This window comes from Pseudomonas zhanjiangensis (assembly GCF_041027545.1).
GTDB classification, from domain to species: domain Bacteria; phylum Pseudomonadota; class Gammaproteobacteria; order Pseudomonadales; family Pseudomonadaceae; genus Aquipseudomonas; species Aquipseudomonas zhanjiangensis.
The window spans coordinates 62,691-87,373 of record NZ_JBFTEG010000014.1 but is presented as its reverse complement, the minus strand read 5'-3'; the positions used below and the strand labels follow the sequence as shown (position 1 = coordinate 87,373).

Annotated in this window: 23 protein-coding genes; 17 read left to right on the top strand and 6 right to left on the bottom strand. The window is 65.9% G+C overall.

What is annotated here, in order from left to right; genetic code table 11:
* The first annotated feature begins 7 nt into the window (after positions 1-7).
* The 10 genes from nuoG to AB5S05_RS16740 all read left to right on the top strand — a co-directional run bounded on the left by nuoG (position 8) and on the right by AB5S05_RS16740 (position 12,534).
* Positions 8-2,719, top strand: a complete 2,712-nt coding sequence (gene nuoG / locus AB5S05_RS16785; protein ID WP_369288666.1) for an NADH-quinone oxidoreductase subunit NuoG — start codon at positions 8-10, stop codon at positions 2,717-2,719.
* Positions 2,716-3,696: an NADH-quinone oxidoreductase subunit NuoH gene (nuoH, locus tag AB5S05_RS16780; protein ID WP_369288665.1), complete on the top strand. Its 981-nt coding sequence runs from the start codon at positions 2,716-2,718 to the stop codon at positions 3,694-3,696. Before nuoG ends, nuoH begins: the two co-directional genes overlap by 4 nt.
* 11 nt (positions 3,697-3,707) lie before the next feature.
* A complete protein-coding gene (gene nuoI / locus AB5S05_RS16775; RefSeq protein ID WP_369288664.1) occupies positions 3,708-4,256 on the top strand; it encodes an NADH-quinone oxidoreductase subunit NuoI in 549 nt (182 codons plus the stop codon).
* Positions 4,257-4,272: 16 nt separating this feature from the next.
* Positions 4,273-4,773 (top strand): NADH-quinone oxidoreductase subunit J, encoded by a 501-nt coding sequence (gene nuoJ / locus AB5S05_RS16770; RefSeq protein WP_369288663.1) that lies wholly within the window; start codon positions 4,273-4,275, stop codon positions 4,771-4,773.
* The gene (nuoK, locus tag AB5S05_RS16765) at positions 4,773-5,081 is read left to right on the top strand and encodes an NADH-quinone oxidoreductase subunit NuoK (protein WP_369288686.1); all 309 of its coding nucleotides are present in this window, start codon (positions 4,773-4,775) and stop codon (positions 5,079-5,081) included. The genes nuoJ and nuoK overlap by 1 nt, the downstream gene beginning before the upstream one ends.
* Positions 5,078-6,925: an NADH-quinone oxidoreductase subunit L gene (nuoL, locus tag AB5S05_RS16760; RefSeq protein WP_369288662.1), complete on the top strand. Its 1,848-nt coding sequence runs from the start codon at positions 5,078-5,080 to the stop codon at positions 6,923-6,925. Before nuoK ends, nuoL begins: the two co-directional genes overlap by 4 nt.
* A gap of 25 nt (positions 6,926-6,950) precedes the next feature.
* Positions 6,951-8,483, top strand: coding sequence for an NADH-quinone oxidoreductase subunit M (gene nuoM, locus AB5S05_RS16755; protein ID WP_369288661.1), 1,533 nt, complete (start codon positions 6,951-6,953; stop codon positions 8,481-8,483).
* A gap of 4 nt (positions 8,484-8,487) precedes the next feature.
* Complete coding sequence (gene nuoN, locus AB5S05_RS16750; protein ID WP_369288660.1) at positions 8,488-9,951, top strand: NADH-quinone oxidoreductase subunit NuoN; 1,464 nt, start codon at positions 8,488-8,490, stop codon at positions 9,949-9,951.
* A gap of 281 nt (positions 9,952-10,232) precedes the next feature.
* On the top strand, positions 10,233-12,377 hold the full coding sequence (locus AB5S05_RS22310; RefSeq protein ID WP_369288659.1) for a methyl-accepting chemotaxis protein: 2,145 nt from the start codon (positions 10,233-10,235) through the stop codon (positions 12,375-12,377).
* A 1-nt stretch (position 12,378) separates the two neighbouring features.
* Positions 12,379-12,534, top strand: a complete 156-nt coding sequence (locus AB5S05_RS16740; protein WP_369288658.1) for a hypothetical protein — start codon at positions 12,379-12,381, stop codon at positions 12,532-12,534.
* A gap of 70 nt (positions 12,535-12,604) precedes the next feature.
* Here the strand turns inward: AB5S05_RS16740 and AB5S05_RS16735 are convergent, their stop codons facing one another.
* Together AB5S05_RS16735 and AB5S05_RS16730 are read right to left on the bottom strand one after the other, a co-directional pair.
* Positions 12,605-13,273 (bottom strand): transglutaminase-like cysteine peptidase, encoded by a 669-nt coding sequence (locus tag AB5S05_RS16735; protein WP_369288657.1) that lies wholly within the window; start codon positions 13,271-13,273, stop codon positions 12,605-12,607.
* Positions 13,274-13,584: 311 nt separating this feature from the next.
* A complete protein-coding gene (locus AB5S05_RS16730) occupies positions 13,585-13,923 on the bottom strand; it encodes a hypothetical protein (protein ID WP_369288656.1) in 339 nt (112 codons plus the stop codon).
* 183 nt (positions 13,924-14,106) lie between these two features.
* On the opposite strand from AB5S05_RS16730, the gene AB5S05_RS16725 reads away from it, so the two are divergent.
* Positions 14,107-14,295 carry a ribbon-helix-helix protein gene (locus AB5S05_RS16725; RefSeq protein WP_369288655.1) on the top strand — a complete coding sequence of 63 codons (189 nt, stop codon included), beginning with the start codon at positions 14,107-14,109 and terminating at the stop codon, positions 14,293-14,295.
* A 10-nt stretch (positions 14,296-14,305) separates the two neighbouring features.
* Here the strand turns inward: AB5S05_RS16725 and AB5S05_RS16720 are convergent, their stop codons facing one another.
* Entirely contained in the window at positions 14,306-15,955 is a 1,650-nt protein-coding gene (locus AB5S05_RS16720) for a SulP family inorganic anion transporter (RefSeq protein ID WP_369288654.1), read from the bottom strand.
* Positions 15,956-16,090: 135 nt separating this feature from the next.
* Between AB5S05_RS16720 and AB5S05_RS16715 the strand changes: the two genes are divergently transcribed.
* From AB5S05_RS16715 to AB5S05_RS16700, 4 genes are all read left to right on the top strand, one after another.
* The gene (locus AB5S05_RS16715; protein WP_369288653.1) at positions 16,091-16,321 is read left to right on the top strand and encodes a hypothetical protein; all 231 of its coding nucleotides are present in this window, start codon (positions 16,091-16,093) and stop codon (positions 16,319-16,321) included.
* 131 nt (positions 16,322-16,452) lie between these two features.
* Positions 16,453-17,322: a vitamin K epoxide reductase family protein gene (locus AB5S05_RS16710; protein ID WP_369288652.1), complete on the top strand. Its 870-nt coding sequence runs from the start codon at positions 16,453-16,455 to the stop codon at positions 17,320-17,322.
* Positions 17,323-17,410: 88 nt separating this feature from the next.
* Positions 17,411-18,829, top strand: coding sequence for a homospermidine synthase (locus AB5S05_RS16705; RefSeq protein WP_369288651.1), 1,419 nt, complete (start codon positions 17,411-17,413; stop codon positions 18,827-18,829).
* A gap of 18 nt (positions 18,830-18,847) precedes the next feature.
* On the top strand, positions 18,848-19,648 hold the full coding sequence (locus AB5S05_RS16700; RefSeq protein ID WP_369288650.1) for a Mut7-C RNAse domain-containing protein: 801 nt from the start codon (positions 18,848-18,850) through the stop codon (positions 19,646-19,648).
* On the opposite strand, the gene AB5S05_RS16695 is transcribed toward AB5S05_RS16700, so the two are convergent.
* Positions 19,602-20,579, bottom strand: coding sequence for a cysteine synthase A (locus AB5S05_RS16695; protein ID WP_369288649.1), 978 nt, complete (start codon positions 20,577-20,579; stop codon positions 19,602-19,604). The genes AB5S05_RS16700 and AB5S05_RS16695 overlap by 47 nt on opposite strands.
* 145 nt (positions 20,580-20,724) lie before the next feature.
* Between AB5S05_RS16695 and ftsH the strand changes: the two genes are divergently transcribed.
* On the top strand, positions 20,725-22,539 hold the full coding sequence (gene ftsH, locus AB5S05_RS16690; RefSeq protein ID WP_369288648.1) for an ATP-dependent zinc metalloprotease FtsH: 1,815 nt from the start codon (positions 20,725-20,727) through the stop codon (positions 22,537-22,539).
* A gap of 166 nt (positions 22,540-22,705) precedes the next feature.
* A complete protein-coding gene (locus AB5S05_RS16685; RefSeq protein ID WP_369288647.1) occupies positions 22,706-23,191 on the top strand; it encodes a BCAM0308 family protein in 486 nt (161 codons plus the stop codon).
* Positions 23,192-23,215: 24 nt separating this feature from the next.
* Here the strand turns inward: AB5S05_RS16685 and AB5S05_RS16680 are convergent, their stop codons facing one another.
* Together AB5S05_RS16680 and AB5S05_RS16675 are read right to left on the bottom strand one after the other, a co-directional pair.
* Complete coding sequence (locus AB5S05_RS16680; protein WP_369288646.1) at positions 23,216-23,464, bottom strand: acyl carrier protein; 249 nt, start codon at positions 23,462-23,464, stop codon at positions 23,216-23,218.
* Between the two features lie 11 nt (positions 23,465-23,475).
* Complete coding sequence (locus tag AB5S05_RS16675) at positions 23,476-24,681, bottom strand: dihydrolipoamide acetyltransferase family protein (protein ID WP_369288645.1); 1,206 nt, start codon at positions 24,679-24,681, stop codon at positions 23,476-23,478.
* Positions 24,682-24,683 lie beyond the last annotated feature (2 nt).

Sequence of the window (24,683 nt, the reverse complement as noted above, 5' to 3'; positions counted from 1 at the left end):
CCGGACCATGGCCACTATCCACGTAGACGGCAAGGCATACGAGGTCGATGGCGCGGACAACCTGCTGCAGGCCTGTCTGTCGCTGGGCCTGGATGTGCCCTACTTCTGCTGGCACCCGGCGCTGGGCAGCGTCGGCGCCTGCCGGCAGTGCGCGGTCAAGCAGTTCAAGGACGAGGACGACACGCGCGGCCGCCTGGTCATGGCCTGCATGACCCCGGCCAGCGACAACAGCTGGATCGCCATCGACGATGACGAGGCCCGCCAGTTCCGCGCCAGCGTGATCGAGTGGCTGATGACCAACCACCCGCATGACTGTCCGGTGTGCGCCGAAGGTGGCCACTGCCACCTGCAGGACATGACGGTAATGACCGGGCACAGCCGGCGGCGCTACCGGTTCAGCAAACGCACCCACCAGAACCAGGACCTGGGCCCCTTCATCGAGCACGAGATGAATCGCTGCATCTCCTGCTATCGCTGCGTGCGCTACTACAAGGACTATGCCGGCGGCAGCGACCTGGGCGTCTACGGCGCCCATGACAATCTCTATTTCGGCCGCGTCGAGGACGGCGTGCTGGAAAGCGAGTTCTCCGGCAATCTCACCGAGGTCTGCCCCACCGGGGTATTCACCGACAAGACCCATGTCGAGCGCTACACCCGCAAATGGGACCTGCAGTTCGCCCCGAGCATCTGTCACGGCTGCTCGGTGGGCTGCAACATAAGCCCGGGCGAGCGCTACGGGGAAATCCGCCGGATCGAGAACCGCTATCACGGCGCCATCAACCACTACTTTCTGTGCGACCGCGGGCGCTTCGGCTATGGCCATGTCAATCGCCCGGATCGCCCGCGCCAGCCGCTACTGGAGCGCCGTGCGCTGGACATTGATGCAGCCCTGGACCGGGCCGCCGAGATGCTCCATGGCCAGCGCGTGATCGGCATCGGCTCGCCACGTGCCAGCCTGGAAAGCAACTTTGCCCTGCGTGAACTGGTGGGCGCCGACGCCTTCTTCAGCGGTGTCGTCGCCACCGAGTTGGACGGCCTGCGCCTGGCGCTCGAGGTGCTGCGCAACAGCCCTTTGCCCATCGCCTCGCTGCGTGAGATGGAAAGCCACGACGCGGTGCTGGTACTCGGCGAGGACCTGACCCAGACCGCCGCGCGCATCGCCCTGGCCCTGCGCCAGGCAGTTAAGGGCCAGGCCCGCGCGCACGCCGCCAGCCTGGAAATCCAGCCCTGGCTCAACGCCGCGGTGCAGAACATCGGCCAGCATGAGCGCTACCCGCTGTTCATCGCCAGTGTGGATGCTACCCGGCTGGACGATGTAGCCGAGCAGTGCCTCCACGCCGCCCCGGACGACCTGGCCCGCCTCGGTTTCGCCGTGGCCCACGCCCTGGATGCCGGCGCGCCGCCAGTGGCGGACCTGGACGCGCAGACCGGCGCCCTGGCCGAGCGCATCGCCGCCAGCCTGCTTGCCGCCAAGCGGCCGCTGGTCATCGGCGGCACCTCCCTGGGTAGCCGGGCGCTGCTCGAGGCCACGGCCAATGTCGCCAAGGCGCTGCATCGACGCGGCCAGCGCGGTTCGCTCAGCCTGGTGCTGGGCGAGGCAAACAGCCTGGGCCTGGCAATGCTCGGCGGCGACTCGCTGGATGCCGCGCTGCGCCTGATGGAAGCCGGCCAGGCCGATGCCGTGATGATCCTGGAGAACGACCTGTATCGCCGCGCCGCGGCCGAACGGATCGACCGCGCCCTGCAACGGGTGCAGACGCTGGTCGTCGTCGATCACCACAACAGCGCGACAACCGCCCGGGCCAACCTGCTCCTGCCGGCCGCCAGCTTCGCCGAGGCCGATGGCACCCTGGTCAGCCAGGAAGCCCGCGCCCAGCGCTTTTTTCAGGTGTTCGAACCCAGTTACTACGATCCCAGCAATTGCGTTCGCGAGAGCTGGCGCTGGTTGCACGCCGTGCACAGCACCCTGCTCGGCAAGGCGCTGGACTGGAGCCAGCTCGATCAGGTCACTGCAGCCTGCGCGGCCAGCATTCCTGCCCTGGCAGCCATCGTCGACGCCGCGCCCAATGCCGGCTTCCGGGTTCACGGCCTCAAGCTGGCCCGCGAGCCGCACCGCTACAGCGGCCGCACGGCGATGCGCGCCAACATCAGCGTGCATGAACCACGCACTCCGCAGGATCCAGACAGCGCCTTCGCCTTCTCGATGGAGGGCTATGCCGGTTCGCTCGAGTCGCGCCAGCAGGTGCCCTTCGCCTGGTCGCCAGGTTGGAACTCGCCACAGTCCTGGAACAAGTTCCAGGACGAGGTCGGCGGCCATCTGCGCGCCGGCGATCCGGGCGTGCGCCTGATCGAGCCGCAGGGCGACCGCCTGAGCTGGTTCGCGCAAATTCCAGAGGCATTCGCCCCGACTGCGGATCGCTGGCAGCTGGTGCCCTGCTACCACCTGTTCGGCAGCGAGGAAAACAGCGGCTATGCCGCCCCGATTCAGGCCCGCATGCCCGCCGCCTATGCCCTGCTCGGCGCCAAGGATGCCGCGCGCCTGGGACTGAGCGAGGGTAGCCTGCTCAGCCTGGAATTGGCCGAGCACAAGCTGCAGCTGCCGCTACGCATCAGCGGTGTACTGGCCCGCGGCCTGCTCGGCCTGCCAGTCGGCTTGCCGGGTCTACCGCCGCCGTGGCTCGCCCAGACGGTCGATGCAGTGCAGGAGGTGAAGCCATGAGTTGGCTGAGCCCAGAACTGCTGGCGATCATCGTCGCCGTGCTCAAGGCCATCGCCATCCTGCTGGCGGTGGTGATCTGTGGCGCCCTGCTCAGCTGGGTCGAGCGGCGCCTGCTCGGCCTCTGGCAGGATCGTTATGGGCCCAACCGCGTCGGCCCGTTCGGCGCCTTCCAGATCGCCGCCGACATGATCAAGATGTTCTTCAAGGAAGACTGGACCCCGCCCTTCGCCGATTGCTTCATCTTCACCCTGGCGCCGGTGGTGGCCATGAGCGCCCTGCTGGTGGCCTTCATCGTGGTGCCGATCACCCCGACCTGGGGGGTGGCCGACCTCAACATCGGCCTGCTGTTCTTCTTCGCCATGGCCGGCCTGTCGGTCTACGCCGTGCTGTTTGCCGGCTGGTCGAGCAACAACAAGTACGCCCTGCTCGGCAGCTTGCGCGCCTCGGCCCAGACCATTTCCTACGAGGTGTTCATGGGCCTGGCACTGATGGGCGTGGTGGCCCAGGCAGGCACCTTCAACCTGCGCGAGATCGTCGAGTACCAGCACCAGCACCTGTGGTTCATCATTCCGCAGTTCCTCGGCTTCGCCACCTTCCTGATCGCCGGGGTGGCGGTGACCCACCGTCATCCCTTCGACCAGCCCGAGGCCGAACAGGAGCTGGCCGACGGCTACCACATCGAATATGCCGGGATGAAATGGGGCATGTTCTTCGTCGGCGAATACATCGGCATCCTGCTGGTTTCCGCGCTGCTGGTCACCCTGTTCTTCGGCGGCTGGCATGGCCCGCTGCTACCGCCGTTTTTCTGGTTTGCACTGAAGACCGCCCTGTTCGTCATGTTGTTCATCCTGTTGCGCGCCTCGCTGCCAAGGCCACGCTATGACCAGGTGATGGAGTTCGGCTGGCGCTTCTGCCTGCCGCTGACCCTGCTCAACCTGCTGCTGACCGGCGCCCTGGTGCTGGCCGCCGCCAACTGAGGAGAACGTCGATGCTCAAGCAAATTCTCCACATCCTCTACGGCACCTTCACCCAGCTGCGTACCCTGCTGATGATCGGCGCGCACGCCGGGCGCAAGCGCGACACCCTGCAGTACCCGGAGGAGCCTGTGTACCTGCCGCCGCGCTACCGCGGCCGCATCGTGCTGACCCGCGACCCCGACGGCGAGGAGCGTTGCGTGGCCTGCAACCTGTGCGCGGTGGCCTGCCCGGTGGCCTGCATCTCCCTGCAGAAGGCGGAAACCGCCGACGGCCGCTGGTACCCGGAGTTCTTCCGGATCAACTTCTCGCGCTGCATCTTCTGCGGCCTGTGCGAGGAGGCCTGCCCGACCACGGCGATCCAGCTGACCCCGGACTTCGAGATGTGCGAGTTCGATCGCCAGGAACTGGTCTACGAGAAGGCCGACCTGTTGATCAGCGGCCCGGGCAAGTACCCCGACTACAACTTCTACCGGGTCGCCGGGCTGGCCATTGCCGGCAAGCCCAAGGGCGCGGCGCAGAACGAAGCAGAACCGATCAACGTCAAGGGCCTGCTGCCATGAGCACGAGGAGCCGCTGATGGAATTTGCCTTCTACTCCGCCGCCGCCATTGCGGTACTCGCCACCCTGCGGGTGATCACCGACACCAACCCGGTGCACGCCCTGCTCTACCTGATCATCTCCCTGCTGGCGGTGGCGATGTGCTTCTTCGCCCTCGGCGCCCCCTTCGCCGGCGCCCTGGAGATCATCGTCTATGCCGGAGCGATCATGGTGCTGTTCGTCTTCGTGGTGATGATGCTCAACCTCGGCCCGGCGGCCATGGAGCAGGAACGCCAGTGGCTCACCCCCGGCATCTGGCTGGGCCCCTCGATTCTCGCCGCGCTGCTGCTGGCCCAGTTGCTCTACTTGCTGCTCGGCCATGACAGCGGCGCCGGGCTTGGCGCTCAGACGGTTTCGGCCAAGGCCGTCGGCATCAGCCTGTTCGGTCCCTACCTGATGGCGGTCGAACTGGCCTCGCTGTTGCTGCTGGCGGCACTGGTCGCGGCCTTTCACCTCGGTCGTCCGGAGGCGAAGACATGATCGGATCGATTCCGCTGGAGCACGGCCTGGGCGTGGCCGCCGTACTGTTCTGCCTGGGGCTGATCGGCCTGATGGTGCGGCGCAACATCCTGTTCGTATTGATGAGCCTGGAGATCATGATGAACGCCGCGGCCCTGGCCTTCGTGGTCGCCGGCAGCCGCTGGGGCCAGGCCGATGGCCAGGTGATGTTCATTCTGGTGATCACCCTGGCGGCGGCGGAGGCCAGCATCGGCCTGGCGATCCTGCTGCAGCTGTACCGGCGCTTTCGCACCCTCGACATCGACGCAGCCAGCGAGATGCACGGATGAACCTTCTCTATCTGACAGTGCTGTTCCCTCTGCTCGGCTTCTGCCTGTTGGCCTTCTCCCGCGGACGCCTGAGCGAAAACCTAACCGCGCTGATCGGCGTCGGTTCGGTCGCCCTGGCCGCCCTGGTCGGCCTGCGGCTCGGCTGGCAGTTCCTGGCCACGCCACCGAGCGGCGGGGTCTATACCCAGGAGCTGTGGCAATGGCTGGCGGTCGGCGACCTGAGCGCCAGCGTCAGCCTGCACCTCGATGGCCTGTCGCTGACCATGCTCGGGGTGGTCAGCGGGGTTGGTCTGCTCATCCACCTGTTCGCCTCCTGGTACATGCGCGGCGAAGAGGGCTATTCCCGTTTCTTCGCCTACATGAACCTGTTCGTGGCCAGCATGCTGCTGCTGGTGCTCGGCGATAACCTGCTGCTGCTGTACTTCGGCTGGGAAGGCGTGGGCCTGTGCAGCTACCTGCTGATCGGTTTCTACTACCGCACCTCGAGCAACGGTGCGGCGGCCCTCAAGGCATTCATCGTCACCCGCGTCGGCGACGTTTTCATGGCCCTGGGCCTGTTCATCCTGTTTCATGCCTTCGCCACCCTGAATATCCAGGCGCTGCTGACCCTGGCGCCGCAGCGCTTCGAAAGCGGCGATCCGTTGCTGACCGCCGCCACCCTTCTGCTGCTCGGCGGCGCCGTGGGCAAGTCGGCGCAGCTGCCGTTGCAGACCTGGCTGGCCGACGCCATGGCCGGTCCGACCCCGGTCTCGGCGCTGATCCACGCGGCGACCATGGTCACCGCCGGGGTCTACCTGATCGCTCGCTGCCACGGCCTGTTCAGCCTGACCCCCCTCACCCTGGAGCTGGTCGGAGTGGTCGGCGCCCTGACCCTGCTGCTGGCCGGCTTCGCCGCTTTGGTGCAGACAGACATCAAGCGCATCCTCGCCTACTCGACCATGAGCCAGATCGGCTACATGTTCCTGGCCCTGGGCGTCGGCGCCTGGCAAGGCGCGATCTTCCATCTGATGACCCACGCCTTCTTCAAGGCGCTGCTGTTCCTCACCGCCGGCGCGGTGATAGTCGCCTGCCACCACGAGCAGAACATCTTCAGGATGGGCGGCCTGCGTAAACCGCTGCCGCTTGCCTATGCCTGCTTCCTGGTCGGCGGCTCGGCGCTGGCCGCATTGCCACTGGTCAGCGCCGGCTTCTACTCCAAGGACGAGATTCTCTGGGAGGCCTACGCCAGTGGTCATCAGCTGCTGCTGCTGGCCGGACTGATAGGAGCGCTGCTCACCTCGCTCTACACCTTCCGCCTGATTTTCATCACCTTTCACGGTCCGGCACAGAACCAGGCCCATGCTGGCAAGGGCCTGGCCTACTGGCTGCCGCTGGCGCTGCTGCTGGTGCTGTCGACCTTCGTCGGCGCGCTCATCCAGCCACCACTGGCCGGCGTACTGCCCGACAGCGTCGGCCATGCCGGCGGAGCGGCCAAACACAACCTGGAGATACTCTCCGGGCTGATCGCGGTAATCGGCATCGGCCTGGCCGCCGTGCTCTTCCTCGGCCGCCGCGATGCCGTGCGCCGGCTGTCGCTGACGGCGCCGGGGCGCTTCTTCGGCGCCTGGTGGTTTGCCGCCTGGGGCTTCGACTGGCTGTACGACAAGCTGTTCGTGCGGCCCTACCTGCTGGCCTGCCGCCTGCTCGGGCGTGATCCTTTCGACCGCAGCATCGGCCTGTTGCCGCGCCTGGCCCGTGGGTTGCACTTGCTGCTCAGTCGCAGTCAGACCGGCCAGCTACGCTGGTATGCGGTGTCCCTGGTCGGCGGAGCCGTGCTGCTGCTCGGCGTATTGAAGGTGGTCTGATGAAGCAAGCAAGGAGCACGACACCGTGATTCTGCCCTGGCTGGTCCTGATTCCCTTTATCGGTGGTCTGCTCTGCTGGGTGGCCGAGCACTACAGCAGCAGCCTGCCGCGCTGGCTGGGGCTGCTGACCATGGGCCTGGAACTGCTGCTCGGTCTCTGGCTGTGGCACCAGGGCGACTTCCAGCTGGCACCCGCTGCCGGCAGTCCGCCGGCCTGGGAGCTGGAGTTCAAGTACATCTGGATCCAACGCTTCGGCATCAGCATCCACCTCGCCCTGGATGGCCTGTCGCTGCTGATGATCCTGCTCACCGGCCTGCTCGGCCTGCTCTCGGTACTCTGCTCCTGGCAGGAGATCCAGAAGCACGTCGGTTTCTTCCACCTCAACCTGATGTGGATTCTCGGCGGCGTGGTCGGGGTGTTCCTGGCCCTGGACCTGTTCCTGTTCTTCTTCTTCTGGGAAATGATGCTGGTGCCGATGTACTTCCTCATCGCCCTGTGGGGGCACAGCGCGGCGGACGGCAGAACCTCGCGCATCAACGCCGCCACCAAGTTCTTCATCTACACCCAGGCCAGCGGCCTGATCATGCTGGTGGCGATCCTCGGTCTGGTGTTCGTCAACTTCCACAACTCGGGCGAGCTGACCTTCGACTACGCCAAACTGCTACAGGCGCGCCTGGCGCCGTCGGTGGAGTACATCCTGATGCTGGGTTTCTTCGTCGCCTTCGCGGTGAAGCTGCCCGTGGTGCCGGTGCACTCCTGGTTGCCGGATGCCCACGCCCAAGCGCCGACCGCAGGCTCGGTGGACCTGGCCGGCATCCTGCTGAAGACCGCGGCCTATGGTCTACTGCGCTTCGCCGTACCGCTGTTCCCCAACGCCTCGGCCGAGTTCGCGCCCATCGCCATGGGCCTGGGCGTGCTCGGCATCATCTATGGTGCATTGCTGGCCTTCGCGCAGACCGACATCAAGCGCCTGGTCGCCTACACCAGCGTGTCGCACATGGGCTTCGTGCTGGTCGGCATCTACTCCGGCAGCCAGATCGCCCTGCAGGGCGTGGTCATCCAGATGCTCGCCCACGGGCTGTCCGCCGCCGCCCTGTTCATCCTCTGCGGGCAGCTCTACGAGCGTCTGCACACCCGCGACCTGCGCGAGATGGGCGGCCTATGGGGGCGCCTCAACTACCTGCCCGGGGTGATGCTGTTCTTCGCCGCCGCCTCCCTGGGTTTGCCTGGCACCGGCAACTTCCTCGGCGAGTTCCTGATCCTGCTCGGCACCTTCAAGGTGGCCCCGCTGATCGCCGTGCTGGCCAGTGTCGGCCTGGTGCTGGCCTCGGTGTACTCGTTGATCATGATCCAGCGCGCCTTCTACGGCCCGGCCAAGGCCGATGGCGTGCTGCCGGGCCTGGACCGCCGCGAACAGGCCATGGTGCTCAGCCTGATCGGCCTGCTGGTGTTGCTGGGCATCTACCCGCAGCCGGTGCTGGACACCTCGCTGGCCAGCATGGACGGCGTCCAGCAGTGGCTGGCGGCGGCCTTTTCCCAACTGATCTCGGCCCGGTAGTGTTATGGACCTGACAGCGCACCATTTCATCGTCCTCTTACCCCTGCTGCTGACCTGCGCCACGGCGGTGCTGGTCATGCTCGGCATCGCCTGGCAGCGCAACCATAGTCAGAGTTACCTGCTCTCGGTACTCGGCCTTGGCGCCGCCTTGCTGTCCTTGCCGGCGGCCTTGCACAGCTCGCCGCAGAGCGTCACCGCGCTGCTGACCGTGGACCGTTTCGCCTGCTTCTACATGGCCCTGATACTGCTGGCGAGCATCGCCTGCGTGACCCTGGCCCACGCCTATCTCGGCGAACAGCAAGGCAAGGGCTATCCCGGCAACCGCGAGGAGCTCTATCTGCTGATGCTGCTGGCCACCGCCGGCGGCCTGGTGTTGGTCAGCACCCAGCACCTGGCCGGCCTGTTCATCGGCCTGGAGCTGCTGTCGGTGCCGACCTACGGACTGGTGGCCTATGCCTTCTTCAACAGGCGCTCGCTGGAAGGCGGGATCAAGCACATGGTGCTGTCGGTCGCCGGCTCGGCGTTTCTGCTGTTCGGTATCGCCCTGCTCTACGCCGACACGGGCAGCCTGAGCTTCGCCGGGGTGGGCGACAGATTCATGGCCGATGCGCATCCTGCTGCACTGATTCAACTGGGCATGGGCATGCTCCTGGTTGGCCTGGCCTTCAAGCTGTCGCTGGTGCCGTTCCACCTGTGGACGCCGGATGTCTACGAAGGGGCGCCGGCGCCGGCGGCGGCCTTTCTCGCCACGGCCAGCAAGGTGGCGGTGTTTGCCGTGCTGCTGCGGCTGTTCCAGTTCCTGCCAGCCGCCTCGACGCCTGCGCTGCACCACCTGCTGGCGATCATCGCGGTCGCCTCTATCCTGGTCGGCAACCTGCTGGCACTGCTGCAGAACAACCTCAAGCGCCTGCTCGGCTATTCCTCGATCGCCCACTTCGGCTACCTGGTGATTGCCCTGGTGGCCAGTCAGGGCCTGGCAGTCGAGGCCGTCAGCGTCTACCTGGCGACCTATGTGCTGACCACCCTCGGCGCCTTCGGCGTGATCACCCTGATGTCGACTCCCTACAGCGGACGCGATTGCGATGCGCTCTACGAGTACCGCGGGCTGTTCTGGCGCCGCCCCTACCTGACCGCGGTACTCACCGTGATGATGCTGTCGCTGGCCGGGATTCCGCTGACCGCCGGTTTCATCGGCAAGTTCTACATCATCGCCGTGGGCGTGCAGGCCGAACTCTGGTGGCTGCTCGGCGCCCTGGTGCTGGGCAGCGCGATCGGCGTGTTCTATTACCTGCGGGTGATGGTCACCCTGTTCATGGTCGAGCCCAACCTGCGCCGGCATGACGCGCCGTTCGACTGGGGCCAGCGGGCCGGTGGGGTGATGCTGCTGGTGGTGGCGATTCTGGCCTTCGTGCTCGGCATCTACCCGCAACCACTGCTGGCGATGCTCAGCAGCGTCAACCTCGGCTGAACCAGCCCGGCTGGCTGCCAAACAATTTTCCGAACAGCGGTTGCCGGCCGCCCCCACGCCAGGGCCGCGGCCCAGAAAGAATGCGCATCTCCAACCGCATGGACCAGGTCTGTCACAACCGGCCCGTGCGATATTTCGATCACCCGTGCATAATCCACATCCACTTGCCGTTCGAGAGCCCTGGCTCTCGCGCCATCGCCCCCCGGCAGAGCAATTCCATCAAGAAATCCCGGCGCGCGCCGATAGGGACCATTAGCCGTGCATCGAAGTAAGGAGCGCCCATGCTGTTCAGCCGCCTTTCCATCCAGTGGAAAATCACCCTGCTCGCCGGCCTGTGCCTGTTGGCCATCGTCACCCTGCTGGTCGGCGCCTCGCTGTACCAGTCGACCCGCAGCGCCGAGCTGGTGCGCAGCTCGAGCAGCAGCATGCTGGCCGATAGCGCCAAGCTGCGCCTGCAGGCACGCGCCGAATTGCAGGCGATCCGCATCCAGCGCTACTTCATGGACGCCTACCAGTACGGCAAGGGCTTCTCCCGGCAGATCCTGTTCCTGCGCGATCAGGCCGAGAAGCGTTTTCTCGACGCCTTCGACCTGCGCGAAGACCTGACCCGCCAGGTACGCAGCAGCCTGGAAGCCAATCCATCGCTGCTCGGCCTGTACCTGGTGTTCGAGCCCAACGCCCTGGACGGCAAGGATGAGCTGTTTACCGAACAGGCCGAGCTGGGCAGCAATGAGCAGGGCCGCTTCGCCCTGTACTGGTCGCAGGCCAGACCCGGTGAGCTGGAGGCCGAGGCCCTGCCCGAGTCGATGCTCGGCGACACCAAAACCGGGCCCAGCGGCGATCCCTACAACGCCTGGTACACCTGCCCACGCGACGGCCGCCAGGCCTGCGTGCTGGAACCCTACTTCGACGAAGTCGCCGGTCAGCAGGTATTGATGACCAGCATCGCCTTCCCGCTCGAACTCAATGGCAAGGTAATAGGCGTGATGGGCGTGGACATTCGCCTGGAAAACCTGCAGCAGCTAAGCGTGCAAGCCAACCGCGACCTCTACGACGGCGCGGGGCACGTCAGCATCTTCAGCCCGGCGGCGCTGCTGGCCGGGCACAGCCGTGATGCCGGCCTGCTCAGCGGCTCGGTAGACAAGGCCTTCGCCGAGCATGCCAGCATGTTGCGCCCCCTGATCGGCAGTGGCGAGGCTGCGGTGCTGCAACACGGCGAGATGCTGCGCGTATTGCAGCCGTTCAAGCCCATCCCCGAGGCCAAACCCTGGAGCGTGCTGCTGGAAGTACCCGAGCAAGTCCTGCTGGGACCGTCCATCGCCCTGGAAAGCCAGCTCGACCAGCGGCGCACCGCCGACAGCGTCATGGCGCTGTCGATTGGCCTGGCGGCGGTGATCGCCGGCCTGCTGCTGATGTGGCTGACCGCCCGCGGGGTGACCCGACCGATTCTCGGCGTGGCCGCCATGCTCAAGGACATCGCCAGCGGCGAAGGCGACCTGACCCGCCGCCTGGACTACGCCAAGACCGACGAGCTCGGCGAGCTGGCCGGTTGGTTCAATCGCCTGCTCGACAAGTTGCAACCGGTCATTGCCGACGTCAAACGCAGCGTGCAGGACGCCCGCGGCACCGCCGACCAGTCGGCGGCCATTGCCAGCCAGACCAGCGCCGGCATGCAACAGCAATTCCGCGAGGTCGACCAGGTGGCCACCGCCTTCCAGGAGATGAGCGCCACCGCCCATGACGTCGCCCACAACGCCGCTCAGGCCGCCGAGGCGGCGCGTAGTGCCGACCAGGCCAGTCGCGAGGGCCTCGGGGTGATCGACCAGACCACCAGCAGTATCGAGTCACTGGCCAGGCAGATGGACCGGGCCATGCAGGAGGTCGAGGGCCTGGCCGGCAGCAGCGAGCAGATCGGCTCGGTGCTGGAGGTAATCCGTGCCATTGCCGAGCAGACCAACCTGCTGGCGCTCAACGCGGCCATCGAGGCAGCCCGCGCCGGCGAGGCGGGACGCGGCTTTGCCGTGGTCGCCGACGAGGTGCGCAACCTGGCCAAGCGCACCCAGGATTCGGTGGAAGAGATCCGTCAGGTCATCGAGGGCCTGCAGCACGGCACCCGCGAGGTGGTCAGCAGCATGCAGACCAGCCAGCGCCAGGCCCAAGGCAGCGTCGAGCAGGTCGAACAGGCGGTCGCCGCCTTGCAACGCATCAGCCAGGCGGTCGGGGTGATCACCGACATGAACCTGCAGATCGCCAGCGCGGCCGAGGAACAGAGCTCGGTGGCCGAGGAGATCAACCGCAACGTCGCCTCGATCCGTGATGTCACCGAGTCGATCTCCAGCCAGGCCGACGAGTCGGCCCAGGTCAGCCAGGACCTCAACCGCCTGGCCAACCACCAGCAGAGCCTGATGGACCAGTTTCGCGTCTGAATTGGGCCAGGCTACATCTCTTGCCGCGCAGGCTGGTCATCGCTGGCCTGCGCGCATCGACTACGACCTGGAAATCCTCGAGCAGTATGCCCGGGCCCTGAAACCGCTACGCGAGCGCATCGACCTGAGCATTTCGGCCTTCGCCAATGGCATGTAATGGCCGTCGGACCGCAGGCACCTCGTCGATGCTGACGCAACCGGACCAAAGCGGGACACTAACGACTGAATCAGCCCTGGTTGGGCATGAAGCCATCCTTGCTTAGCCGGCTCAGCAGTTCATGCCAGCAAGGTATCTGCTGCGACTCGCCGATGCGGCGCATGGCCCGGCCGTCGAAGGCATACATGCTTCGGTCATCGAAGGCATAGAGCAGTTGCAGGTCGTCACGGGCAGACGCTGGAAGTATGTCCTCGGTGAGGTTGTCGAGCACCATCGGCTCGGCGCCGGCCTCGGGCAGGTAGGTCATGACCATATGCGCTTGCTGCGGGTTCAGCACCCTGGCGTAGGTGATACGCAGTTTTTCCTCGGCAACATCGAGCAGACGCAAGGTGAAGTATTTGGCCAGGGCGATGTCTTCACAGTCGCCGGCGCCCATGACCAGGGTCTCCACCGGCGTCGCCCAGTAGTCGGCCTGCTTCCACAAGGCGATGTCTTCACGGAACTGCACATGGCGATTGAAATAGCGATTGACCGCCTCGACTTTCTCGGCCTCAGACAGACCCCGGTAATCCTCGACCATCGCGCTCCAGGACAGCAGGCGCTCCTTGGCCTGTCCCTGGCGACCATAGCGCTTCTCCGCCTTGCGGATGACCTGATCGAAGCTCCAGTTGATCTTGGCCTCGGCGGTCCCCCACAACAGGCCAGTGCTGAGCGTCGAGACGGCGACCAGTCGCCACAAAGCCGCCTTGTATCTGGAGCGGGAGACATGATGTCGCACTAGCAAGGGCCTCCATTGGACGCGTTATGCCTCTGCGGATCATCCTGACATGAGCGCGACAGCGCTATGGAATCGAGCGAATCCTGTTCATCGCCGGGGCCCGGGGCATGGCTACCTTTCCAAGGTAGCCCCACTCGACGCAAGAACTCAAGCGATGCTGCCACCCTCCTTGCTTGCCAATCTGATCCCCATCGGCTTATGCAACGGTCGAGGGCGGATCTCTCCGCCCTCACGCCCAAGCCCGCCTCGCGGCAATCGGCAGCCCTTCTGTATCAATGCCAACCGTATTCGGCCCTGTCCCGCTCAAGCGGTGTGCGGTACTGGGGCTGATCCATCGACTCGCGCTCCTCCGCACCTGGCCGTGGGCCGGCAGCGGTCGGTTGCTCTTCGAGCATCCGGGTGAAGCGCTGGCTGTCATCAGAACGTTGCACTATTTCATCGCGGAACATTCGGTGGTGTTGCTGTAGAGCCTTACTACCGCCTTCCGCCACTGTAATGCTGGGGCTGAAGCCTTGGTCCGCGAATGGCGTGCCGAGAGGTTGGCCCGATGCCGTGGCTGCCACAATGACGAGCAGGCCACCGAGCGCTGTACTACCGAGTAACGTTTTCATCCTCGTATCCTCCAATTTCCCCATACGGAACTTAGAGAGGCGAGCAGGGTGAATGTTACGGTCCACCTGGCTAATTCGATAAACGGTCGCTCATCATGATCAAGAAAACGCTTGCGCTGACAGCAACGGATGCCAGCATTACAATTTGATTATCATTAGACGACCACGAAGCAAACCAATCCCATGGAAAGCAAGACAGCGCGGCTCACCGTACTCATCGATCCAGTCAAGAAAAAAGCCTTCGAGGAACTCTGCGCCGCCCAGGACCTGACGCCTTCACAGGTCGTTCGCCAACTGATTCGCGACTACCTCGACAGCCACGGTGTCAGTTATTCGACCAAGAATCCCATGGCCCCAAGCAGCAGGCCGTGAGCCTGTCCGATCAATCGCCCTGCAGTTCGTCGGCGGCCCTCAGCGCGGCCTGAAACTCCCCGTGATAATGCCCCTGCCCCAAGGCCTGCAGGATGCCGGCCCGACGCAGCTTGCCCAGAACCTTGTCGTTGGCTTCACAGAGTTTGACCACGATGTTGCGCTTGTGCAGCTGCTGGATGACTTCTTCCAGCGTCTGCAACCCGGTGATATCCATGAAAGGCACGCGTTTCAGGCGAATCACCAGCACCTGCGGGTCGCTTTGCGTTTGCCCCAGGACGCGCTCGAAGGTCTCGGCGGCGGCAAAGAACAAGGGGCCTTCGATGGTGTACACCAGCACACCTGGAGGTAGCTGGCTGTGGCCGCCGAGCCGCAACTCGCCCAGCAACTCCTGCTCGACAAGCTGTTGCACCTCCACCGAAGCGGCCATGCGCCGCATGAACTGCAGCATGGCCAGAATCACCCCGATGTTCACCGCGATCACCAGATCGCTGAAGACCGTCAGGCCGAAGGTGATCAACAAAATCGCCACGTCGGCCCGCGGAGCCCGCCGCAGCATGCGCGTGAAGTGCTGCAGCTCACTCATGTTATAGGCGACCACGAACAGGATTGCCGCCAGCGCGCACAGGGGAATGTTCGCCGCCAGCGGCGCGAAGAACAGGAGGATCAGCACCAGGGTCAGCGCATGGACGATTCCGGCCAGCGGGCCGCTGCCACCATTGCGGATATTGGTGGCCGTGCGCGCAATCGCGCCGGTCGCGGCAAAGCCGCCGAACAGCGGGGTCACCAGATTGGCGATGCCCTGGCCGATCAGTTCCTGATTGGAGTCGTGCTTGGTCCCGGCCATGCCATCGGCGACCACTGCCGAGAGCAGCGACTCGATGGCCCCGAGCATGGCGATGGCGAACGCCGGGCCGATCAGCTCGAGCACCCGCGGCAGACTGACTTCCGGGAACCCCAGTGCCGGCAACCCCTGAGGTATGCCGCCAAAGGCGCTGCCGATGGTGGCCACCCCTTCGAACTGGAACAGCGACTGGATCAGGGTAATCGCCACCATCGCCAGCAGTGGTCCCGGTACGCGTCTGAGCCAGACCAGACGCGGGGCGACGATCAGCACGGCCAGGCTGGCCAGTGCCAGCAGGGTGGTCGCCAGGTGCAAGTGCGGCAGCGCCTTGAGCAGCTGCCAGAGCTTCTCATGGAAATGCCCGGCCTTGACCGCCGGCAGGCCGAAGAAATCCTGCCACTGGCTGACCCAGATGATCACCCCTATCCCGGCGGTGAAACCGACGATCACCGGGTCGGGGATGAACTTGATCACCGCGCCGAGGCGGGTGACACCCAGCAGCAGCAAGATGACGCCGGCCATCATGGTCGCCAGCTGCAGGCCGTCCACACCGTACTGGGCCGTCACCCCGGCGAGAATGACGATGAACGCCCCGGTTGGCCCGGCGATTTGCAGACGACTACCGCCAAACAGCGAAACCAGCAGGCCACCCACGATGGCGGTGTAGATCCCCTGCTCCGGCTTGACGCCCGAGGCGATCGCAAAGGCCATCGCCAACGGCAGTGCCACGACCCCGACGATCACCCCGGCGAGCAGGTTGCGCCACCAATGGGCACGCCCCAGCAGACCGGCTCTCCAGGCTTCACGGATGGCGATCATGACGTGCTCCTGTGCAGGTCATATGTGCGTAGTATTATCATCAGATGTTAACCTTTGACCCTGTCAGCAGCAAAACATCGACCTGCCTGCGTACAGGGGCTACCCCTGCACAGGCGCTCCGCAGGGGTAAAGCGAGTGAACCGTAACGACATCAAAGCCAAGCAGGCCGAAGGCGCCATCTTCGATACCCACGTGATCGCGAACCCGACCGATACCAAAGAGTGGATCGTGTTCTTCAAGAAGGAGGCCGGCAGAAGCTACTTTCTGGTGGACGAGCGTGAGGAGGTCGAGTCCTTCGCCCACCTCGACACACTGATCGAAACACTCCGCGAGCTCGGCCTGAAGAACGCCGAAATCCACTTCTAGGTTTCTGCCGAACCGGCGTTTTACTGCTAGTTTCTAGACTGTAGTCGGATGATCAGTACAGGCGCCTGCGTCCTTTTGCCCGGTGCAGGCGATGACTGATCGGGCGCCATCGAAGCCGAGGGCCTACCGCCATGAGCAGCAGTCGAGCAACGGTTCCTACCCAGAGCAGCCTGAAGAAAAGCCGCGTGCGCGAGCCCGAATGGCTGGTACTGGGGCTGGCGGCCCTGGGCCTGCTGGTGACCGGCTACCTGAGCTTCGTCGCCTGGCGCGAAGGTATCCCGGCGTTCTGCGCCGAGGGTTCGGACTGCGAGCTGATCCAGCACAGCCGCTGGTCGAGGGTCCTGGGGCTGCCGCTGGCGCTCTGGGGCTTCGCCCTCTACGCCCTGCTGGCCTACAACGCCTGGCGCCTGCCGGCACGCCTGCTGCGCTGGCGGCGACTCTGGTTGTCCGCCTTCTTCGGCCTGTGCATCAGCCTCTACCTGACCCTGGTCAGCTGGATAGAACTCGAAGCGTTCTGTGCCTGGTGCCTGCTGTCCCTGGCACTGCTGGCGGCGATCTTCGTCCGGGTGACACTCATACGCCCCAAGTCCGCGCCAGGCATCGGCTGGCAACCCTGGTTGATCAATAGCACCGTCGCCGCCGCCATCGCCCTGGGTGCACTGCACCTCTACTACAGCGACATGTTCGCCCCCCGCGAGAGCCCGCGGTTGCAGGCCCTGGCCAGCCACCTGCGCGACAGCGGCGCGAGGTTCTATGGCGCCTACTGGTGTGGCACCTGCCAGGAGCAGAAGCACCTGTTCGGCAGCTCCGCCAAGCGTCTGCCCTACATCGAGTGCACCCCCAACGGCCGCAACGGCCTGCTGGCTCCGGCCTGCCTCAGCGCCCAGATCAACAGCTACCCGACCTGGATCATCCGCGGCGAGCGCCACCACAAGCTCCTGAGCATCGACGAACTGACCCGTCTGTCGAGGTTCAAGTGGCGTGAGCCGAAAAAACCTTGAACAGCCGCGGCGGCGGGTTCAACGCGCAGCGCCACATCCGCCGCTCGCGCTTCCCTCGACAGGGCCGGGCCATTTGCGGAGGAACAGCATGGGCAAGGCCGCCAAGCCCCAACGTTTCAGCGCACGCCTGGTCATGCTGGGCTTCGGCTGCATCGGTCAGGGCGTTCTGCCGTTGCTGCTGCGCCACCTCGATCTCAAGCCCCGGCAAGTGCTGATCATCAGTCCCGATCACTGGGGCGAGCATTTGGCCCGCAAGCACGGCATCGCGCTGCTCCATGTCGAACTGACGCCCCACAACTACCGGCAGGTCCTCGGCGAACGACTGGCTGCGGGCGACTTCCTGCTCAACCTGTCGGTCGATGTCTCCAGCCTGGCGCTGATCCAGTTGTGTCGCGAGCGCGGCGCGCTCTACCTGGACACCTGCATCGAGCCCTGGCCTGGCGGCTATGACGATCCCCACCTGTCGCTCTCCGAGCGTTCCAACTATGCCCTGCGCGAAGCGGTGCTGGCCCTGCGCAGGCCAGCCGCGCCAGGTCCAACGGCGGTCGTTACCCATGGGGCCAACCCAGGGCTGATCTCCCACCTGCTCAAGCAGGCGCTGCTCGAGCTGGCCGCTGACGGTGAGCGCGATGTGCCGGTGCCCGCCACGCGACAAGACTGGGCCAAGCTGGCGCGGACCCTGGGTATCCGCAGCATCCATATCGCCGAACGCGACTCGCAATATGCCCTGGCGCCCAAGGCCATGGGCGAGTTCGTCAACACCTGGTCGGTACCCGGCTTCCTCAGCGAGGCCTGCCAGCCAGCCGAACTGGGCTGGGGCAGCCATGAACGGGAGATGCCCGACGATGGCTGCCGTCATGCCTTCGGTTGCCAGGCGGCCATCTACCTGACCCGGCCCGGGGCAGCCACCCGGGTGCACAGCTGGACGCCGGTGGGCGGCGCGCAACTGGGCTTTCTCGTCACCCATAGCGAATCGATCTCAATCGCCGACTACTTCACCCTGGGCCATACCGATGCCCCCGACTATCGCCCGACGGTGCTCTACGCCTACCATCCCTGCGATGCGGCGGTGCTGTCGCTGCACGAGCTGGCGGGGTGCAACTGGCGGCCGCAACGCCGCCAGCGTCTGCTGGAGAACGACATCGTCGACGGCGTCGACGCGCTCGGCGTGCTGCTCATGGGCCACCCCCGCGGGACCTACTGGTATGGCTCGCGCCTGTCGATCCAACAGGCGCGAGCACTCTGCCCGCAGAACAATGCCACCAGCCTGCAGGTCACCGCGGCGGTGATGGCCGGGGTGGTCTGGGCCATACGGCACCCCGACTGCGGCATCGTCGAGCCGGACGAGATTCCCCATGACCAGATCCTGCCGCTGTGCCTGCCCTACCTGGGCGAAGTCAGCGGGGTCTACAGCGACTGGACACCGCTGAAGGCCCGCCGCGGCCTGTTTCCCGAGGACCTCGACCTGGACGACCCCTGGCAGCTGAAGAACTTCCGCGCCCGCTGAGTCGGCTAGACTTGACACATGGTCCGGGCCACTTTTCGCTTCTATCAGGAACTCAACGATTTCCTGCCCACCGAGCGGCGGCAGCGGGCCTTCTCCTGCGAATGCGCCCAGGCCGCCACCACCAAGCACATGATCGAAGCGCTCGGAGTGCCCCACACCGAGGTCGAGTTGCTGCTGGTCAACGGCGAGTCGGTCGGCTTCGATCGGCTGCTGGCCGAGGACGACCGGGTGGCGGTCTATCCCAAGTTCGAGAGCCTGGACATCAGCAGCCTGCTCAAGGTGCGCGAACGACCGCTGCGCACCCTGCGCTTCATCGCCGACGCCCACCTCGGCGGCCTGGCCCGGCTGCTGCGCATGTGCGGCTTCGACACCCTCTACGCCAAGACCCTGGACGATCAGGAGATCGCCGCCATCGCCGCGCAGCAGGGCCGCATCGTCCTGACCCGCGACCGCGAACTGCTCAAGCGACGGGTGATCGACCATGGCTGCTATGTGCGCGCCCTCAAGTCGGAGCAGCAGCTGCGCGAGTTGTTTCAGCGCCTCGACCTGGCAGGCAGCGCGCGCCCATTCAGTCTCTGCCTGCACTGCAACGTACCGCTGCAGCCGGTGGAGCTGGAGGAAGCCCGGGAACGCCTGCCCTCCCGCATCGGCTGCAGCTACCAGCAGTTCATGCGCTGCGAACGCTGCGATCGACTGTTCTGGCAGGGCAGTCACTGGCGCAACATGCACGCCGTGCTGAAGCCATTGCTCGACCCGCCGGCGCCCGTGGCCCTCACACCGGTACCCGCAGGCCCGCCTCACGCAGCCAGTCAGGATTGAACAGGCGCCCGGCGTACAAGCCGCCACGGTCGCAGAGCAGGGTCACGATGCAGTGTCCCGGGCCCATCTCGCGGGCCAACTGCAGCGCAGCGACCAGGTTGATGCCGCTGGAACCGCCGACGAACAGGCCTTCCTCGCGCAACAACCGGTAGATCATGTCCAGGCATTGCTGGTCGTCCACGCGCAGGGCCGAATCAATCGGCGTGCCCTCCAGGTTGGCGGTGACCCGGCTGGTGCCGATGCCTTCGGTGATCGAACTGCCCTCGGCGCACAACTCGCCCTCCAACACCCAATGGTAAAGCGCGCTGCCCATCGGGTCGGCCAGGACGATACGCACCTCGGGCTTGCGCTCCTTGAGATAGCGCGCCACGCCGGCCAGAGTACCGCCGGTGCCGGTGGCACAGACGAAGGCATCCACCCGGCCCTCGGTGTCGCGCCAGATTTCCGGGCCGGTGGTGCGGTAGTGAATCTCGCGATTGGCCGTATTGTCGAACTGGTTGGCCCACACGGCGCCGGGTATCGACGCGGCCAGGCGCGCGGCGACCTTCTGATAGTTGTCCGGGTCGCTGTAGGGCTTGGGCGGCACCGCACGCACCTGTGCGCCGAGCTGGCGCAGCAGTTCGAGCTTCTCCCGGGACTGGTTGTCCGGGATCACGATGATGCAGCGGTAGCCGCGCGCCGCGCAGATATGCGCCAGGCCGATACCGGTATTGCCGGCAGTGCCCTCCACCACGGTGCCGCCCGGCGCCAGGCGGCCATTGCGCTCGGCGTCGAGAATGATGCCCAGGGCCGTGCGGTCCTTGACCGAACCGCCGGGATTGAGAAACTCGGCCTTGGCGAGGATTTCGCAGTCGCACTCGGCACTGAGCTTGCCGAGTCGGATCAGCGGCGTGTCGCCAATGGTGCCGATAAAACCGTCACGAATCGCCATGGTGGTTCTCCATCCTGCTCTATCCTTTGAGTTTAGCGGCCGCTCCCGCCCCAGCGCCCGGCCGAAGCCTGTGGGTTGATCGGTATCAATGCCAGCCGCCGGCGTTCGAGTTAGAACTGCAACGGCCGGCAACGAGGACAGGCCCTTGGAAAAGCATCAGCAGTGGTCTCTCTGGTACTTCCTGGTTGCCTTCAGCCTGTTGCTGGTCGCGCAGGACTGGTGGGCCTCGCGTACCGCCGTAGAACAGCTGCCCTACAGCGAGTTCATGCGGCTGCTCAAGGAGCAGAAGGTCAGCGACCTGCGCATCGAGCAACAGCAGATCAGCGGTACGCTCAAGGAGCCGATCAACAACCGCACCCAGTTCACCACCATTCGGGTCGAGCCGGAGCTGGCCGAGGCGCTGGACGCCTCGCAGGTCAGCTTCAGTGGTACCCGCCAGGGCGGCCTGTTCACCAACCTGCTGGGCTGGCTGCTGCCGTTTCTGCTGATCTTCGCCTTCTGGAGCCTGATGCTGCGCCGCATGATGGGTGGCCAGGGCCTGGGCGGCATGGTCAGCGTCGGCAAGTCCAAGGCCAAGGTCTTCGTCCAGCACGATACCGGGGTGACCTTCAACGACGTCGCCGGCATCGACGACGCCAAGGCCGAACTGCAGGAAGTGGTGTCCTTCCTCAAGGACCAGCCCAGGTACAACCGGCTCGGCGCACGCATTCCCAAGGGCATCCTGCTGGTCGGCCCGCCGGGCACGGGCAAGACCCTGGTGGCCAAGGCGGTGGCCGGCGAGGCCAACGTGCCATTCTTCTCCATCTCCGGCTCGGAGTTCGTCGAGATGTTCGTCGGCGTCGGCGCCGCCCGAGTCCGCGACCTGTTCGAGCAGGCGCGCAAGTCCGCGCCCTGCATCATCTTCATCGACGAACTGGACGCCCTGGGCAAGATGCGCGGGGTGGGCGCCTATGGCGGCAACGACGAAAAGGAGCAGACCCTCAATCAGCTGCTGGCCGAACTGGACGGCTTCGACACCCGTGAGGGCGTGGTGCTGCTGGCCGCCACCAACCGCCCGGAAGTGCTCGACCCGGCCCTGCTGCGGGCCGGTCGCTTCGACCGCCAGATCGTCATCGACCGGCCGGACCGCAATGGCCGGACCGCCATCCTCAAGGTCCACGTCAAGCGCATCCAGGCCAGCGCCGACCTCGATCTCGACAAGGTCGCCGGCATCACCACCGGCTTTTCCGGCGCCGACCTGGCCAACCTGGTCAACGAGGCGGCGATTCTCGCCACCCGCCGCGGCGCCGAGACCGTCGGCATGGCCGACTTCACCAACGCGGTGGAGCGCATCGTGGTCGGCAGCGAGCGGCAAGGCCGCCTGCTGCTGCCCCACGAGCGCCAGGTGGTGGCGCACCACGAGATGGGCCACGCCCTGGCCGCGTCCAGCCTGGCCGGCATGGACCCGGTGCACAAGGTCTCGATCATCCCCCGCTCGGTCGGCGCCCTCGGCTATACCCTGCAGCGCCCCACCGAAGACCGCTTCCTGATCACCCTGCCGGAACTCAAGAACCGCATGACCGTGCTGTTGGCCGGCCGCGCTGCCGAGGAGCTGATCTTCGGTGAGATCTCTACCGGCGCCGCCGATGACCTGGCCAAGGTCACCGACATCGCCCGGCAGATCGTCACCCGCTTCGGCATGAGCAAGGTCGGCCAGGCGGTGCTGGAGAAACAGAGTTCCAGCTACCTGGGCGATCAGGCGATCAGCCTGCGCGAGAAGGACTATTCCGAGGAAACCGCGCGCGAGGTCGACCTGTGCATCAAGGGCCTGATCGACGAGGCCTACGCTCGCGCCAAGCGCCTGCTGGAGACACGCCGCGACGACCTCGAGCGCGGCGCCAGCCTGCTCCTGGAAAGGGAAACCCTGACCCCGGAGGATTTTCCCGCCCTGCGCCCACTGGCGCAGCCCCTGGCACCCTGAGCGCCGGCCAGGCAGCAAACTAGACTGGTTGATAGGGACCCAGCCAGCGGCGCCTTGGCGCACAGACAGGACAGGAGCAGGATATCGTCGGCCGGCCTGGCGCTTTAGCCGTCCAGCCCCTTCAGCCGACAACCTGCAGGCGACCATAGACTTCCAGGAGAAGGACATGGACAAGCAACAGCAGAGTCAGAAGAACCAGCTCTACACCACTCACCATGGCGACCCCTACCTCAAGCCGCCGAGCAGCGGCTCGGCACTCTGTCCGCAGTGTGGCGCCGTCTACCAGCAGGGCCGCTGGGCCTGGCAGGACTCGCCGCCGGCCGAGGCGCAGAGCCTCGCCTGCCCGGCCTGCCAGCGTATCGCCGACGGTGAGCCCGCCGGTACCCTGCAGCTCTCAGGCGACTTTCTCGACGAACACCGCGACGAGATTCTCAACCTGATCCACAACACCGAAGCGGCGGAGAAAGCCCAGCACGCCCTCGAGCGCCTGCTCAAGGTCAGCGAAGAGCAAGGCTCGGTGCAGGTCACCACCACCGGGGTGCACCTGGCCAACCGCATCGGCCATGCCCTCAGCGCGGCCTACAAGGGGCGCATCGAGTACAGCTACAGCGAGGACGAGCGTCACGTCGGCATTCACTGGCACCGCGACTGAGCGGTGCCGCGTCGCCCGGCCGTTTCAGCGTTGTTGCCGCTGCGCCAAGTAGGCCAGCAACGCATCCAGGCTATGCAGGCGCTGGTAGTCGGCTTCGGGGATGTTCACCCCCAGGCGCCGATGCAGAGCGCTGATGAAGCGCAGCCAGTCCATCGAGTCGAGGTCGACCTCGTCGCGCAGCGGTCGATCGCCGCGCAGGTTGTCCGGGTCGACCTCCGGGGCGATGCCCTTGAGCGCCTCGAGTACCTCGCGGCGCATTTGCTGCTGATCCATGGCTGTGTTCCTCAGAGGTTGTCGGGGCTTTGCAGCAGGTGGTCGAGGACGCCGAGAAAGCGCGCGCCGTAATGGCCATCGCTGGCGCGATGGTCGGCCGCCAGGCTGGCCACCACGCTCGGCATCACGCCGAGTTTGCCGTCCTCGACCCAGGCCCGCTCGCGGATACAGCCGAAGCCGACCAGGGCCACCTGCGGCGGATAGATCACGCCCAACACGCTGTCCACGCCCTGATCGCCAAGTTGAGTGACGGTCAGGCCGGCGTCGCTCAGTTCGCTGCTGCGCAGTGAGCCGCTACGTGCGCGTTGCACCAGGTCGGCGAATTCGCTCATCAGCTGGCCCAGCGGCTTGTCGGCGACGTCGTGCAGCGCCGGGGCGATCAGTCCGCCCTGGCGCAGGGCGATGGCTACGCCCAGGTGGCTGCCCCCGGCCGGCTTAAAGGCGCCATCGAGCCAGTAGCCATTGAGCTGCGGGTAATCGCGCAGCGCCAGGGCCACCGCCTTGAGCAGCAGCACCGCCGGCAGCAGGCGCTGCTCCGGATCGAGCGAGGCGTTGTGCGCCCGCAGCCAGGCCATGGCGTTGCCCAGGGCAATGCTCTCGCTCAGGTAATAGTGGGGAATCTCGCGCTTGGAGCGACTCATGGCGGCGCCGATGGCCTGGCGCATGGCCGCCTGCTTATCGGTAGGGCCGCGTTCGGTCGGGCCGCGATCGGTCGGGCCGCTGACTGGCGCTTCCCGCTCGGTCGGCGCGGCGACGCGGCCGGCGGCTTCGACATCGTCCAGGGTGATCACGCCATGGGGCCCGCTGCCGTGCAGCACCGTCGGGTCCAGGCCCAGTTCGGCGGCACGTTTGCGCGCCGCCGGGGAGACCTTGGCGCGGCTGGCCGGCATTTCCACAGGGACCAGGCTGGCGGCCGCTGCGGCTGTGGGCGCCGTGGGCGCGGCCGAGGGGGCCATGCGCCTGGCGCTCGCGGCACTCTCACCGGGTTCCAGCAGGGTGGCGATCGGGGTTCCGACCGGCAGCTTGCGGCCGGGTTCGACCAGCAGCTCGAAGACCTCGCCGTCGTGCCAGCATTCGACATCCACCGCAGCCTTGGCGGTATCGACCACGGCGACCACCTGGCCACGCCTGACCGTATCGCCGGGCTGCACCCGCCACTCCAGCAGGGTGCCCTCGTCCATATCGGCGCCCAGCGAGGGCAGCTTGAATTCGATCATGC